Source organism: Mesorhizobium sp. M7A.F.Ca.MR.148.00.0.0 (assembly GCF_003997735.1).
Taxonomy (GTDB): Bacteria; Pseudomonadota; Alphaproteobacteria; order Rhizobiales; family Rhizobiaceae; genus Mesorhizobium.
Genome location: NZ_RZTB01000024.1, coordinates 40452 through 54515 on the forward strand (window position 1 = coordinate 40452; position 14064 = coordinate 54515).

Genomic DNA, 14064 nt, shown 5'->3' on the forward strand with positions numbered 1-14064 from the left:
TTGCGGCGGCATCACTGGAAACGTAGTTTGCGGCCATGTCACACGATCATGACCACGACAACGAACTCGATCCGTTTGCCGCCCGCGTGCGCGCGCTGGAAACCATCCTCACTCAGAAGGGGCTGATCGATCCGGCCGCGATCGACGTCATCGTCGACACCTACGAGACGAAGATCGGCCCGCGCAATGGCGCCAGGGTGGTGGCGAAAGCCTGGAGCGATCCTGGCTTTGCCGACTGGCTGAAGCTCGACGCGACGGCGGCGATCGAATCGCTGGGCTATACCGGCCGCCAAGGCGAGCACATGCAGGCGGTGTTCAACACCGAGGAGACGCACAATCTCGTCGTCTGCACGCTGTGCTCCTGCTATCCGTGGTCGGTGCTCGGCCTGCCGCCGGTCTGGTACAAGGCGCCGCCCTATCGTTCGCGCGCGGTGATCGATCCGCGCGGCGTGCTGGAAGAATTTGGACTGACGCTGCCGGCCGGGACAAAAATACGCGTCTGGGATTCGACCGCGGAGCTGCGCTATCTCGTCGTGCCGATGCGGCCTGAGGGCACCGAGGGCTGGAGCGAGGAGCGGCTGGCGGAGCTGGTCAGCCGTGACGCGATGATCGGGACCGGCCTGGCCCAAAGACCTGAAATAGAGGGGCAGCCGGCATGAACGGGCCGCACGATCTCGGCGGGCAGATGGGGTTCGGCCCCGTCGCGCCCGAAAAGGACGAGCCGTATTTCCATGCCGCCTGGGAAAGGCGGGCGCTCGGCGTGACGCTGACTGCCGGCGCCATGGGCGCGTGGAACATCGACGAGAGCCGGCACGCACGGGAATCGCTGCATCCGGCTGTCTACTATTCATCGAGCTACTACCAGATATGGATCAAGGCGCTGGAGGTGCTGTTGAACCGCCATGGCTTCGTCAGCGAGCGCGATCTCGAAGCGGGCAAGGCAGTCGATCCGGCAGCGACGCCCAAGAGGGTGCTGAAGGCGGAAAACGTGCCCGCAGTGCTGGCCAAGGGTGGTCCTTGCGACCGGCCGGTGGCGCGGCCGGCGCGGTTCAAGGCCGGCGACCCCGTACGGACCAAAAACCTCAACCCGACCGGCCACACGCGGCTGCCGCGCTATGCGCGCGCCAAGCAGGGGGTGATTGAGACGGTGCACGACGGTTTCGTGTTCCCCGACAGCAACGCGCATGGACACGGCGAAAATCCGCAATGGGTCTACACCGTGGTTTTCGAAGGGCCGGAAATCTGGGGCGAGGGCGCCGACCCGGCGCTGAGCGTCTCGATAGACGCCTGGGAGAGCTATCTTGAGCCGGCGTGATACGGATCTGCCCGAGCTGCCGCCGGGCGTCGATGCGCCGGTGTTTGCCGAGCCGTGGCAGGCTGAGGCGTTCGCCATGACGGTGGCGTTGCACGACAAGGGCCTGTTTTCGTGGAGCGAGTGGGCGCAGGCGCTGTCGATCGAAGTGAAGAAGCCAGGCGCCGCGGCTGACGGCCATGACTATTACGAACATTGGCTGGCCGCGCTGGAAAGCCTGCTTGCCACCAAAGGGCTGGCCGCGAAGTCGGATGTCGACGCCATGGCTGAAGCCTGGGAGCGCGCCGCGCATGCCACGCCGCACGGCAAGCCGATCCTGCTGGAAAACGATCCCCAGCCGATTCGATAAGGCGTGGGGTGAGCTTGTATGTTCCCTTTACGTTCTTGTCTGCGCCTGATAGCCTGACCCGTCGGCGGCATTGAAGCGTCCCGGCGCATCGATGATGGTGGCGGCTGTCTTGTCTTTCCCTTGCGAATCCGGTCTCTCGCGCTGATGGAATTCTCTCCCCAACAGGACGACGCGCTGAAGGCGGTCGCCCAATGGCTGAAGACCGGCCAGCCGCAGCTGTTCCGGCTGTTCGGCTATGCCGGCACCGGCAAGACGACCTTGGCGCGGTATTTCGCCGAACATGTCGACGGCCAGGTGCAGTTCGCCGCCTTCACCGGCAAGGCGGCGCAGGTGCTGCGCTCCAAGGGCGCGGTCAATGCGCGCACCATTCATTCGCTGATCTATCGGCCGAAGGGCGAGGAATCGGTATCGGACGAGGTCACCGGCAAGACCTCGATGTCGCCGACCTTCTCGCTTAACCGCCAGAGCCCGATTACGCGGGCGAAACTGGTCGTCATCGACGAATGCTCGATGGTCGACGAGCAGCTCGGCCGCGACCTGATGAGTTTCGGCACGCCGATCCTGGTGCTGGGCGACCCCGGCCAGCTGCCGCCGATCTCGGGCGGCGGCTTCTTCACCGACCACGAGCCGGATTTTTTGCTGACCGAAATCCACCGGCAGGCGCGCGACAACCCGATCCTGCGGCTGGCGCTCGATGTGCGTGAGGGCCGTGAATTCATGCGTGGCGACTATGGCACGGCGCAGGTGATCGGCAAGGAAGACGTTACCCAGGAGCTGGTGCTGAAGGCGGACCAGGTGCTGGTCGGCACCAACCGCACGCGTCGCCGCTACAATCAGCGGCTGCGCGAGCTCAAGGGCTTCAACGCCGATTATCCGCAGGCCGGCGACAAGCTCGTCTGCCTGCGCAACGATCCGGCCAAGGGCCTGCTCAACGGCTCGCTGTGGAAGGTGATGACCTCGTCGCGCGAGACGGTGAAGCCCGGCATCAACCTTCTGGTGTCGCCGGAAGAGGACGATCCGGATCGCGGCGTCGCCAAGATCAAGCTGCTCAAGGCGGCGTTCGAGGATCCCGATGCCGACATCCCGTGGCAGCAGAAGAAGCGCTTCGACGATTTCGACTATGGCTACGCGCTGACCGTGCACAAGGCGCAGGGCTCGCAATGGAACGAGATCGTGCTGTTCGATGAAAGCTGGGCCTTCAAGGAAACCCGCCAGCGCTGGCTCTACACCGCCATCACGCGGGCGGCCGAGCGGCTGACGATCGTCAGGTAGGGGCGCCGGATGCTGTTGCCCCGATGGGCTGCGCGGCAAGCCATTGCCAGGCGGCGGCCTCGTCCTCCGCTTTGAAGTGCCTGATTTCAACGGGCGGGGGGGACGGCAGAAAGCGTTGTGCGTCCGCTATCCAGTCCGGTTCGCCGATGGTTGCGCAACGGCCGACATGTTCCAATGCATGGATGGCGCCCTGCTTCAGGGTCTCGTCCGCGATGTCGGCCCAGTCGACGCCATCGTGGTCGACGAGGCGCACCAGCACATCGATGCGCGGATGCAGGGCATAGGCTGCCTCCAGCAGCCCGAAAAGATTTTCACCGTCGGCCGCGGAAACGTGCCCGACGACATCGATGGCGAAAAGGTCGTCGCGGCTGGTCTCGATACGGCGAATTGCCGGAACCTCATCGAGAAAATTCATCGGCGCTTTCCTTTCCCGGCTCGTTCATCAGGCTTGGAACACCCGAAACCCCCAGTCTGTTCCCACCAAAGGCATTACTGTTCCCGTCAAAGGCATTATAGGTGGGCGCGTCGAATGATTTCCGAGGCCGCCCGCATGCCTGCAAAGCTCTCCGTCAACCTCAATGCCATCGCCATGCTGCGCAACCGGCGCGACCTGCCGTGGCCAAGCGTGACCGGCCTCGGCCGCATTGCGCTGGTGGCCGGGGCGCATGGGCTGACGGTGCATCCGCGCCCCGACGAGCGGCACACAAGACACTCCGATCTGCCTGAGATCCGGTCGCTGATCGACGACGAGTTTCCGCGCGCGGAATTCAACATAGAGGGCTATCCGACCGAGGATTTCCTGTTGCTTGTGGAAAAGCATCAGCCTGAACAGGTGACTTTGGTGCCGGACGATCCGGCCCAGGCGACATCGGACCATGGCTGGAACTTCGCCACCCAGGCCGCGTTCCTTACACCGATCGTCAAACGCTTGAAAAAAGGGGGCTTTCGCGTGTCGCTGTTTTCCGACCCTGATCCCGATTGGGTGGCGGCCGCACGCGACACCGGTGCCGATCGCATCGAGCTCTATACTGGTCCATATGGCAGCTATCACACAGGTTCCGCCAAAGCGGCCAAAGAGCTGGAAAGATTGGGAAAAACCGCTGACGCGGCGCTTGCCGCCGGGCTGCAGGTCAATGCCGGGCACGATCTGGTGGTCGGCAATCTGCCGGCGCTGGTCAAGCGCATTCCAGCATTGGCCGAAGTGTCGATCGGACATGGGTTGACAGCCGACGCGTTGGAGTATGGCATGGCCGGCACGGTGGGTCGGTTCCTCAAGGCCTGCGGATGGTAGCGATGGGCAGCCTGGCGCGGCAGGCATGGCAGCCATTACGCGACGGCACTTGATATTGCATCGCAGCAAGCGTAGAGCACCGCGCGCTTATCGGAGTGTCGTCCATGGCCCTTACCAACACTGGTAGTGAGGCAGAACCCGTCGAACAATCGAGCCATTCGGAAGTCGAACAGCACAGCACCAAGGTTCTGATGCTGGGCGCGCTCGGTGTCGTCTATGGGGATATCGGCACCAGCCCGATCTACGCCTTTCGCGAGGCGCTGGTGGCGTCGTCGGGCGGCAATGTCGCCCAGCGCGGCGATATTCTCGGCGTGCTGTCGCTGATCATCTGGTCGCTGACGATCATCGTCACCATCAAATACATCATGTTCGTGCTGCGCGCCGACAACCGCGGCGAGGGCGGCGTGCTGTCGCTGATGGCGCTGGCGCGCGGCAGTTTCCCCAAGCGTTCAGCATTGATGCTCGCTATCGGCATCGTCGGGGCATCGCTTTTCTTCGGTGACGCCGTCATCACACCGGCGATTTCGGTGCTGTCGGCGGTTGAGGGCATGAATGTCGTCACGCCGACCTTCCAGCCCTATGTCGTGCCGCTGACATTGGTCATCCTTGCCATGGTGTTCGCGGTGCAGCGCTTTGGCACGGGCGGGGTGGGATTGGTGTTCGGCCCGGTGACCGCGGTATGGTTCCTGGCCATCGGCCTTTCCGGCCTCAACCACATCATCGCCGATCCGGAAATCCTGTGGGCGGTGAGCCCGCACTATATCGTCGCCTTCCTGATCAATTCGCCCGATGTCGCCTTCGTGACCATCGGCGCCATCTTTCTCGCCGTGACCGGCGCCGAAGCGCTCTATGCCGATCTCGGCCATTTCGGCCGCAAGCCGATCGTGCTGGCCTGGCTGGCGATCGTGTTTCCCTGCCTGCTGCTCAATTATGCCGGGCAGGGTGCCTTCGTGCTGGCCAAGAATGGCGTCGTCGGCCATCCGTTCTTCGAGATGAACGAAGGCTGGACGCTGATCCCGATGGTCGTGCTGGCGACCGCCGCTACCGTCATCGCCAGCCAGGCGGTGATATCAGGCGCGTTCTCGCTGACCAGGCAGGCGGTGCAGCTCAACATGCTGCCGCGGCTCGAAATCCTGCACACGTCGGAGAAACAGTCCGGCCAGATCTACATGCCGCGCGTCAATCTTCTGCTGGCGCTGGTGGTGATGATGCTGGTGGTCGGCTTCGGCGAGTCCAGCAGGCTGGCGTCGGCCTACGGTATTTCGGTGACCGGCAACATGCTGGTGACGACGGTGCTGCTCTATGTCGTCATGACGCGCATCTGGAAATGGCGGCTGTGGGTGGCAATCTCGCTTACGGCGCTGTTCGGCTTCATCGATGTCGGCTTCTTTGCTTCCAACATCGTCAAGGTGTTCGAGGGCGGCTGGGCCTCGCTGGCCGTGGCCTTCACCGTCGTGCTGGCCATGTGGACCTGGGTGCGCGGCAGCCGCTATCTGTTCGACAAGACCCGCCGCAACGAGATCCCGCTCGATTTCCTTGCCGGCAATTTGTTGAAGAAGAAGCCGCAGCTGGTCTCCGGCACCGCCGTCTTCCTCACCAGCGATCCGCTAAGCGCGCCAACCGCGCTGATGCACAGCCTGAAGCACTACAAGGTGCTGCATGAGCAGAACGTCATCCTTTCGGTGGTGACCGCGCCGCAGCCGGTGGTGCCCGACAGCGACCGGGTCAAGATGGAGACGGTCAACGAGCTGTTCATGCGGGTGACGCTGACCTTCGGCTACATGGAGCAGCCCAACATCCCGCGCGCACTGGCGATCTGCCGCAAGCAGGGCTGGAAGTTCGACATCATGACGACCTCATTCTTCCTGTCGCGGCGTTCGCTCAAGGCCTCGCCCAATTCCGGCATGCCGGTGTGGCAGGACCGGCTGTTCATCGGCCTGGCCCGCACTGCGGCCGACGCGACGGAGTATTTCCAGATCCCGACCGGGCGCGTGGTCGAGATCGGCACGCAGGTGGCGATCTAGGCCATGCCGGATCGGCGAATGGACTGTGCCGTCCGGCACAGTCCATGTCACTCCGCTTCAGCCGGCCAGCGCGGCCTTGTTTGCCTCGAGGAACTGCTTCAACGTCTTCGACTTGCGGCCGGAAAGCGTCTCGACCGCGTCCGTCACCATGGCGATGCGGCCGGAACGCGTGTTGGCGTCGAACGACACGATGATGCGGGCAAAGTCCTCGGGAACGCCAGCCGCCTTCACGCCTTCGGTCAAGGCTTCATCCGAAACCTGGACGACATCGAGCGGCTTGACGGTGACCTCGCTTACCAGGGCGGCGATCTCGGCCGTCGTGTAGGCCTGCGGGCCGGTCAAGGTGTAGGTCTCGCTTTCGCTTGATGCGTCAGCGAGGCCGGCGGCGATCGCTGCCGCCATGTCGTCGCGCGCACCGTGCGCCATGCGGCCGTCGCCGGCGGACGTGTACCATTTTCCCGAAGCGATCGCGTGCGGCAGGGCCATGAACAGGTTCTCCTGGTACCAGCCGTTGCGGAAGATCGTGTAGGGGATGCCGCTCGCTTTGATCGCCTGCTCGGTGCTGTAGTGATCATTGGCAAACAGCACCGGCGAAACCGGTTCCGGGTTGGGCATCGAGGTGTAGAGAAGGTGGAAAACACCGGCCTTTTTAGCGGCGGCAACCGCGTTCTGGTGCTGCCTCAGGCGCTTGCCGTGTAGCAGGTCGATCTCGCCGGTCGAGATGATCAGCACCCTGTCGGCGCCCTTGAAAGCAGCCTCCAACGATAGTGTGTCGTCGAAGTCAGCCGCCCTTGTGATGACGCCTCGCGCCGCCAACTCGGCGAGGTTGTCCGGATTGCGGGTGGCGGCGATGATCCGGCCCGCGGGGACCTTGAACGTGTCCAGCAGGTGGTTGATGACGCCGCGGCCGAGCTGGCCGGAAGCGCCGGTGACGAGAAGGGTTTGGGTCATGGAAGATCCTGACGTTGCGCCGCTAAGGCGGTTCGAGTGGTGGTCTCAAAAAGAGACCAGCACTAAAATAGGAATTGACCCAGAGCCGTAAAGAAGGCAGTTTTTCGGGAGGTAGGCACGCGCAGGGAACCAGCGGTGGACAGCAAGATTGTCAATCTGAGATCGAAGTTGGAGGTCTACAAGGCGGTCTCCGGCGGCGGCAACTTCTCCAATTGTCCGGTCCGCGAGGTCATACAGGGCGTGAGCGGCAAATGGAGCTCGCTGCTGATGATGGCTTTGGCCGAGCAGCCCTATCGCTTCGGCGAGTTGCGGCGGCTGGTGCCTGACATTTCACAGCGCATGCTGACGCAGACGCTCTACGATTTGCAGCGCGACGGCTATGTGCATCGCGAGGTGTTCCCGACCAAGCCGCCGAGCGTCGAGTACAGCCTGACCGATCTCGGGCATTCGATGTTCGGCGCCTTGCATCAGCTGATCCTGTGGGCCGAGCTCAATCATGATGCGGTGCGCGGCGCACGCGCCGATTTTGATGCCGCCCAGGGCTGACCTGCGGCGCAAAGCCGTTGGTGACGGCTTGATTTCGTCCCGCCGCTGAAGGATTGTCCGGCCAATCCGGCTTTGGGGGCACTGGCATTTCCTATGATATCGCAATTGCAGGCGCCGGGCCGGCGGGACTGGCCGTGGCGCTCTATCTCAAGCGTGCCGGGCATCGGGTCACGGTCTTCGAGCGCTTCGATGAACCGAAGCCGGTCGGCTCCGGGCTGATCCTGCAGCCGACAGGGCTGACGGTGCTGGCCGATCTTGGCCTGCTTCCCGACATACTGGCGCTGGGCAGCCGCATCGACCGCCTGCATGGCGCCGATGCTTCCACTGGCCGTACCGTGCTCGATGTCCGCTACGATGCGCAACGCGGTGGCCGCTTCGGGCTGGCGGTGCACCGGGCGGCTTTGTTCGGCGTGCTTTTCCGCGCCGCGCAGAGCGAGGCGATCGCCATCGAGACCGGCGTCGAGATCGAGGCCCTGGAGACCGGCGAACGGGCGACGCTGATCTGTGGCAACGGGCGGAGGGCAGGGCCATTCGATCTGGTCGTCGACGCCAGCGGTTCGCGCTCGAAACTGCGCCGCGAAAGCGCTCCAGGCGAGCCGCGGCCACTCACCTATGGCGCGTTCTGGGCCTCGCTCGGCTGGCGCGGCGATGGTTTCGACGAGCACGCGCTGCTGCAACGCTACGACAAAGCGAGCGTGATGATCGGCGTGCTGCCGATCGGCCGGCCGCAGCCGGGCGCTGAAAAGATGGCGGCCTTCTTCTGGAGCCTGAAGCCGTCGGATGCCGATGAGGTGCGCGTTCGCGGCCTGAACGCCTGGAAGGAGAGGGTGGTCCGGCTGTGGCCGCAGAGCGAGGCATACACCAGCCAGATCGACAGTTTCGACCAGCTCTCGCTGGCCCGCTACGGCCACCACACGATGAAGCTTCCGGCCGGTAGGCGATTGGCCGTCATCGGCGACGCTGCGCATTCCACCAGTCCGCAACTCGGGCAAGGGGGCAACATGGCGCTGCTCGACGCGGCGGCGCTCAGCCATGCGCTGGTGCTGACAACGAGTGTCGAGGCAGCACTGGAGGCCTATGCGAAGGCGCGGCGCTGGCATGTCCGCATCTTCCAGGCGCTGTCGCTGGCATTCACGCCGTTCTACCAGTCGGATTCGGTGGCGCTGCCCTTCATCCGCGACAGGCTGGTGGCGACGGTGGCAAAAATCCCGCCGGCGCCGCAATTCCTTGCCTCGATGGTGGCTGGAACCGTGACCAATCCCTTCAAGCGGATCGGACTCAAGGAAACACGGTGGGATTTCGAACAAAATCCGGGTCATGATACGACCGCATCCTAGAGTTTTCGCCTCAGACCGATCCGCATGAACGTTGTCATGTCCATAGTCCGAAAATCGCTAAGCCTGATGCAGGTCGTTGCATCTGTCCTGGCCACTCGGTCGTGGCGCCGCCCTTGCCGACGGCGCAAGCTCAGACGCCGGGCCAAGCCGGTCAGCAGGCTCCAGCAGGCAGTGAAGAGGCGCTGAAAGTTCGGATCGATGCGGCCTACAAGCTGATGATGGAGGTGGCGCGTTTCGACGACGGTTACGTGCAGTTGCGGGCAGCGCTGCTCGATGCGGCCAGGAGCGACCTCTATGAATTTACGGTCGAGAGTTACTCGAACGCCGGCGCGACATTTCTCAACAACCAGATCCTCGACAACGCCGAGGAGATTTTTGCCGAAGGCCTGAAAACCAGGGCGATGCAGCAGGATGTCGCGAAGCGTGCCGATTTCTATCTCAATTACGCAATGCTGAAACAGGCCGAGAAAGACTATCAGGGCTTCGTTTCCATGTGCGCTACGGCAACCAATCTCTACGCCCACTACCAAGGCACGGAATCCCTGGAACTCATGTATGCCAACGATGTGCTGGCGACAGGGATCGCTGCATTCGGTCAAATCGCTGCGGCGATCAACGTCGACCAGCGCAATCTGGAGATTGCGGAGCGGGTGCTTGGCCAGGATGATCGCTTCACCTGGAAGCTGCAGAACAATCTGGCCGACATGCTGCGTCAGATCGGGGCACCGACACGCGCCTTACAGTACGACCTGAATGTGCTCGAGAAACGCATCGGCTACTACGGGCCAAATCACTTCAACGTTCTGGTCAGCGCCAACAACACGGCTCAGGATTATCTCGACCTCGCCAAGTACGACGAGGCCTTGCGCTATTTTCAGCAGGACCGGGATATCGCCGTCGTTCTCAAGCAGGAAGGCAATTTGATTGAGCAGGCCGATGCGTGGCTGCTCTACACCAGGGCTCTTTCCGGTGCACAGCCGCTCGACGCGCCGACGCTCGCACGCTTGCTGCCGCTGACCAACGACTCGAGTTATCCCGAGATATTGGCAATCAAGATCGCCAACCTGCTCGCCGCGCATTTCGCCGCCATGGGCGATACCGAAAACAGCATGAACCAACTCGATCGGGCCTATAGCATCGCCGGATCGACATACGGATCGGTGCACCCGCTGACCTTTGCCGCGCGGCAGGCCATGGCCAACCTCAAGGCGAAGACGAATCCCGAGGCTGCAGCCACCGATTTTGCGGCTCTCAACCATGACATGTTGCGTTGGAATTGGTTCCAGGTGAGCACGGCCGCCAACCCGGTCGTCGCTGAAGCCAGCCGCGCCTTGGCCGATGACATGCTCTACGACTATGCGCGGCTGGCAAAAAACAACGCATCGGCAGTGCCGGCATTCGCTGAAGCGGTGCGTCGCTGGCCGACACTCGAAAACGACAAACGGGATCAGTTGCGCAGACTGTCGCGTTTGATCGATCCGAACGATATGGAGACACGGCATTTGATCCAGGCCGGGATACGGCTGTCCCTGGCCTACCAGGAGGCTGCTTCCAGTGGCGACAGTGCCGACGATCCAGGTGCGGTACAGCCCGACCAGGCTCAGGCGGCGTACGAAAAGGCGATCACGAGAGTTACGACCAAGTACAGCTTCGACCAAAGCGTGGTGGACAAGCCTCTGCCGATGGCCAACACGCTGCTGAAGCCCAACGAGGCGCTGATCGATTATTTCATCACTCGCAAGTGGCGGGCGGACCGCGAGAGCGCCGATCCGCTGGAAGACGAACGGCTCTACGCGATCGTCACGCGCAAGGACCAGCAGCCGTCGCTCTATGACCTCGGCGATCCGCGCCGGCTCATCCCAGCCGCCCGGGAAACCCGCATGGCAAACCTCAGGTCGACCCGCTCCGCGCAGGAGCGTGGCGCTGTGACCCTGGTCGATCTGAACGCGACATTCACAGGGCTTTACGCCGGTCTGATCGCACCTCTGGAGCCGTCGCTTGGCGGCGCCGACACGCTTTTCGTGGTGCCGGACGGCAAGCTGTTTTCGGTGCCATTCCCCTTGCTGCAGGACAGCAAGGGCGCGTCGCTCGATGATCGCTTCCTGGTGCGCATGCTGACCCGGCCGGAATCGCTGTTGAACGCAGGCGTCGATCAGAGTTTTCCCAAGTCCGGCAAGGGCTTGCTGGCCGGCGGCCTGGATTACGCACGGGGTGCGGAGAAGGGTGCCGAACCGCTACCGGGTACCCGCAAGGAGGTCGACGCGATCGCCTCGATCCTGCACGGCGATCATTATTCGGTCGAGACCCTTACCGGAACCACTGCCGGCGAACGGGCGCTGCGCAAGGACATCGAGCAGGCCACGGTCGCGCATCTGGCCACACATGGTGCCTACCGCGACGAGAAAGAGGGCGGCGTCGGTGCCGTGAATGCGCTGTGGCAGAGTGAGGTCGTGCTGTCCCAGTCGGGAAACCGGCAATCGATGAAGCGCGATGATGATGACGGCCGGCTCTATGGCATGGAGCTGATGATGTGGGATTTGTCGAATCTCGACCTGCTTGTGCTCTCCGCCTGCGAGACGGCCCGTGGCCAGGAGACATTCGTCGGCGGTTTGCGCGGCCTGCCGACGGCAATCAACATTGCCGGTGCGAAGCGCTCGTTGCTAGCCCTTTGGCCTGTGGACGATGCGGGAACCGCTGCCTTCATGGTGAGCTTCTACGGCCATCTCGCCGCCGGGCGGACTTATCCGGAAGCGCTGCGCCAGGCCCGTCGCGATGCCCGCGACGGCGAGATATCAGGCGCGCAGGACCCTCGGGTGTGGGCCGCCTTCGTCATGTTCGAAAACTGACGGCCACGAGCCAACGCTTGCCCGCGATCGATCCGTTCAAGCGGATCGGGCTGGCCGAAGCGCGGTGGCCGGATTGTTTTGCCGGATGAGCCCTGAAAGGTGCGATCCCTTCGCTTGCAGGAAAGCATGCAGGCGCTGCGGATAGTCCGGCGCCACGGCTTGCCTGATCGACGGGCGCTCACTCAACGTTTTGCGCCAGGCTCGGACGAGCGGTTTGCCGTCCAGAATGCCGAAATCACCGATGCGGTCGAAGACATCGAGGTAGCGGAAGACCGGACCGTAAACGGCGTCGACCAGCGAAAAGTGCTTGCTGGCGAACCAGGGTCCGCCGGGCTCGTCCGCCAGCTCGGCTTCGAGGCGATCGAACATGGCGGACAGCGCGCTGGATTCGGCCAGGAAGCCAGCTTCGGTCGAGGCTGAATAGAACCGGCCGATGGCGTTGAGGGTTGCCGAACCGAACTCGATCCAGGCGCGATGACGGGCGCGGGCATAGGGGTCGGCAGGGTGGAGGGGATTGGCTTGCGTCTCTTCGAGGAATTCGAGGATGACGGCCGATTCGAAGATGACCGTTTCCTCGCCATTTCGCTGCACGCGCAGCAGCGGCACCTTGCCGAGCGGCGAGATCGCCTTGAACCAGTCCGGCTTGTTGGCCAGGTCGATATCGATGCGCTCGAACGGCACGCCCTTTTCGGCCAGCGAAATCGCGGCGCGCTGCACATAGGGGCAGAGGTGATGGCTGACGAGAATGAGCTTGTGGTTCATGGGGTTTTCCAAAGTTAATGCAATTGCATCTATGTAGATGCGCACGCATCTATCGTCAAGCTTGATGCAATTGCATCTATCGCCTAAGGGTGCGCCATGACCGAGAAAGCCACGCCTTCGCCCGAAGCCATCAAGGCCTGGGCTCGCCTGATGCGCGTATCGCGCCAGCTGATGGAGAGCGCCGAAGAGGCATTGAAGGCCGCCGGCCTGCCGCCGCTTGCCTGGTACGACGTGCTGCATGAGCTCGCCGAGGCGGGCGAGGGCGGGCTGCGGCCGTTCCAGCTCATCGAGCGCACGCTGTTTGCGCAATACAACATTTCGCGCCTGCTGGTCCGGCTCGAGGCCGATGGGCTCGTCGAGAAACTGCCGGTGGCCGATGACGGCCGTGGCCAGACCATCCGCATCGCGGCCAAGGGGCGAGAGACACGCCGCCAGATGTGGGCTGTCTACGGACGCTCGATCGCCGAACTGGTTGGCGCCAAATTGTCGGCGGATGAGCTGACCATGGTCTCGACACTGCTTGGTCGGCTGCGCCATCCGCCAGCCGGCGACTAAGCAAGGCCTGTCGCGCCAACGCCCATTAGCTTTGCAGATATTTTGCGCCCGCCCTCTTGCGCGCAGCCTCGGATTGCGCAATATGCCGAACCGTAACGTACGGTACGGCATATCGGAATGACCGGTGGCCCGACCTTTCGAGAGAAGAGCGTGTTGCACAGCGTGCCCGAGATCGACACCAGCGAAGCGCTGACAGAGCGACAGAAGGCCGTGCTCGACGCAGCGTTGCGGCTGCTGGTCGAAGAGGGCGATCAACTGACCATGACCGCCGTGGCGCGCCGCGCCAGCTGCTCCAAGGAAACGCTCTACAAATGGTTCGGCGACCGTGACGGGCTGCTGACGGCGACGGTGCAGTGGCAGGCCTCCAAAGTGCGGGTGGCGCCGGTTGACGGCAAGGGGCTCGATCTTGCCTCGCTGACCGCAAGCCTCGAACGCTTTGCCTCGGACTGGCTTAAGGTGATCTCCAGCGACACCTCGATCGCGCTCAACCGGGTTGCGGTCAGCCATGCCGGTTCGGGTAAGGACAATCTCGGCGCCGTGGTGCTGGAGAACGGCCGCTTCGCATTGGCCAAACGGTTGAAGCCGGTGCTTGAGGCCGGCCGACGGACCGGGCTTTTGGATTTCGCGGATGCCGAGACGGCGTTCCGCACCTTTTTCGGGCTGGTCGCCCGCGACGTGCAGATCCGTCTGCTGCTTGGCGACCGGCTGGAATTGACTGAGGCGGCGATCGGCGGCGATGCCGCGCGCGCGACGCAGCAGTTTCTCGCTCTACATGGAGCAACAACCGGCCGCAAGGCTGATTCATAAAACGGGAAGGAA

Annotated in this window: 14 protein-coding genes; 11 read left to right on the forward strand and 3 right to left on the reverse strand. The window is 63.3% G+C overall.

The genetic code is table 11. From position 1 onward, the window contains the following. Positions 1–35 precede the first annotated feature (35 nt). The 4 genes from nthA (at position 36) to EOB49_RS12315 (ending at position 2933) form a co-directional block, all read left to right on the forward strand. Positions 36–659, forward strand: coding sequence for a nitrile hydratase subunit alpha (nthA, locus tag EOB49_RS12300; RefSeq protein WP_127381143.1), 624 nt, complete (start codon positions 36–38; stop codon positions 657–659). Further along, the gene (gene nthB / locus EOB49_RS12305; RefSeq protein ID WP_127328936.1) at positions 656–1315 is read left to right on the forward strand and encodes a nitrile hydratase subunit beta; all 660 of its coding nucleotides are present in this window, start codon (positions 656–658) and stop codon (positions 1313–1315) included. Before nthA ends, nthB begins: the two co-directional genes overlap by 4 nt. After that, positions 1302–1661: a nitrile hydratase accessory protein gene (locus EOB49_RS12310; protein ID WP_127381144.1), complete on the forward strand. Its 360-nt coding sequence runs from the start codon at positions 1302–1304 to the stop codon at positions 1659–1661. The genes nthB and EOB49_RS12310 overlap by 14 nt, the downstream gene beginning before the upstream one ends. 144 nt (positions 1662–1805) lie before the next feature. Beyond that, complete coding sequence (locus EOB49_RS12315; protein WP_027034850.1) at positions 1806–2933, forward strand: ATP-dependent RecD-like DNA helicase; 1128 nt, start codon at positions 1806–1808, stop codon at positions 2931–2933. Here EOB49_RS12315 and EOB49_RS12320 read toward each other — a convergent pair. Next, positions 2926–3348, reverse strand: a complete 423-nt coding sequence (locus tag EOB49_RS12320) for an STAS/SEC14 domain-containing protein (protein WP_127320514.1) — start codon at positions 3346–3348, stop codon at positions 2926–2928. The genes EOB49_RS12315 and EOB49_RS12320 overlap by 8 nt on opposite strands. Before the next feature lie 135 nt (positions 3349–3483). On the opposite strand from EOB49_RS12320, the gene EOB49_RS12325 reads away from it, so the two are divergent. Then, positions 3484–4224 (forward strand): pyridoxine 5'-phosphate synthase, encoded by a 741-nt coding sequence (locus EOB49_RS12325; RefSeq protein ID WP_127381171.1) that lies wholly within the window; start codon positions 3484–3486, stop codon positions 4222–4224. Between the two features lie 104 nt (positions 4225–4328). Continuing rightward, entirely contained in the window at positions 4329–6248 is a 1920-nt protein-coding gene (locus EOB49_RS12330; RefSeq protein WP_127272417.1) for a potassium transporter Kup, read from the forward strand. 57 nt (positions 6249–6305) lie between these two features. On the opposite strand, the gene EOB49_RS12335 is transcribed toward EOB49_RS12330, so the two are convergent. Next, entirely contained in the window at positions 6306–7199 is an 894-nt protein-coding gene (locus EOB49_RS12335; RefSeq protein ID WP_127381145.1) for an SDR family oxidoreductase, read from the reverse strand. 135 nt (positions 7200–7334) lie between these two features. Between EOB49_RS12335 and EOB49_RS12340 the strand changes: the two genes are divergently transcribed. From EOB49_RS12340 to EOB49_RS12350, 3 genes are all read left to right on the forward strand, one after another. Then, complete coding sequence (locus EOB49_RS12340) at positions 7335–7745, forward strand: helix-turn-helix domain-containing protein (protein WP_127320517.1); 411 nt, start codon at positions 7335–7337, stop codon at positions 7743–7745. 134 nt (positions 7746–7879) lie between these two features. Continuing rightward, complete coding sequence (locus EOB49_RS12345; RefSeq protein WP_245472668.1) at positions 7880–9082, forward strand: NAD(P)/FAD-dependent oxidoreductase; 1203 nt, start codon at positions 7880–7882, stop codon at positions 9080–9082. 101 nt (positions 9083–9183) lie between these two features. After that, positions 9184–11928 (forward strand): CHAT domain-containing tetratricopeptide repeat protein, encoded by a 2745-nt coding sequence (locus EOB49_RS12350; RefSeq protein ID WP_127381147.1) that lies wholly within the window; start codon positions 9184–9186, stop codon positions 11926–11928. Positions 11929–11964: 36 nt separating this feature from the next. Here the strand turns inward: EOB49_RS12350 and EOB49_RS12355 are convergent, their stop codons facing one another. Then, positions 11965–12690, reverse strand: coding sequence for a glutathione S-transferase family protein (locus EOB49_RS12355; RefSeq protein ID WP_127381148.1), 726 nt, complete (start codon positions 12688–12690; stop codon positions 11965–11967). Positions 12691–12786: 96 nt separating this feature from the next. Here EOB49_RS12355 and EOB49_RS12360 point away from each other — a divergent pair, with 96 nt between their 5' ends. After that, a complete protein-coding gene (locus tag EOB49_RS12360; protein WP_127381149.1) occupies positions 12787–13245 on the forward strand; it encodes a MarR family transcriptional regulator in 459 nt (152 codons plus the stop codon). 150 nt (positions 13246–13395) lie between these two features. Beyond that, the gene (locus EOB49_RS12365) at positions 13396–14052 is read left to right on the forward strand and encodes a TetR/AcrR family transcriptional regulator (RefSeq protein WP_127322641.1); all 657 of its coding nucleotides are present in this window, start codon (positions 13396–13398) and stop codon (positions 14050–14052) included. Positions 14053–14064: the final 12 nt, after the last annotated feature.

Excerpts from the sequence above, each read along its gene's own strand:
- EOB49_RS12315 (WP_027034850.1), top strand. The coding sequence starts at position 1,806 with ATGGAATTCTCTCCCCAACAGGACGACGCGCTGAAGGCGGTCGCCCAA.
- nthA (WP_127381143.1), top strand. The coding sequence starts at position 36 with ATGTCACACGATCATGACCACGACAACGAACTCGATCCGTTTGCCGCC.
- EOB49_RS12325 (WP_127381171.1), top strand. The coding sequence starts at position 3,484 with ATGCCTGCAAAGCTCTCCGTCAACCTCAATGCCATCGCCATGCTGCGC.
- EOB49_RS12335 (WP_127381145.1), bottom strand. The coding sequence starts at position 7,199 with ATGACCCAAACCCTTCTCGTCACCGGCGCTTCCGGCCAGCTCGGCCGC.
- nthB (WP_127328936.1), top strand. The coding sequence starts at position 656 with ATGAACGGGCCGCACGATCTCGGCGGGCAGATGGGGTTCGGCCCCGTC.
- EOB49_RS12330 (WP_127272417.1), top strand. The coding sequence starts at position 4,329 with ATGGCCCTTACCAACACTGGTAGTGAGGCAGAACCCGTCGAACAATCG.
- EOB49_RS12355 (WP_127381148.1), bottom strand. The coding sequence starts at position 12,690 with ATGAACCACAAGCTCATTCTCGTCAGCCATCACCTCTGCCCCTATGTG.
- EOB49_RS12320 (WP_127320514.1), bottom strand. The coding sequence starts at position 3,348 with ATGAATTTTCTCGATGAGGTTCCGGCAATTCGCCGTATCGAGACCAGC.
- EOB49_RS12360 (WP_127381149.1), top strand. The coding sequence starts at position 12,787 with ATGACCGAGAAAGCCACGCCTTCGCCCGAAGCCATCAAGGCCTGGGCT.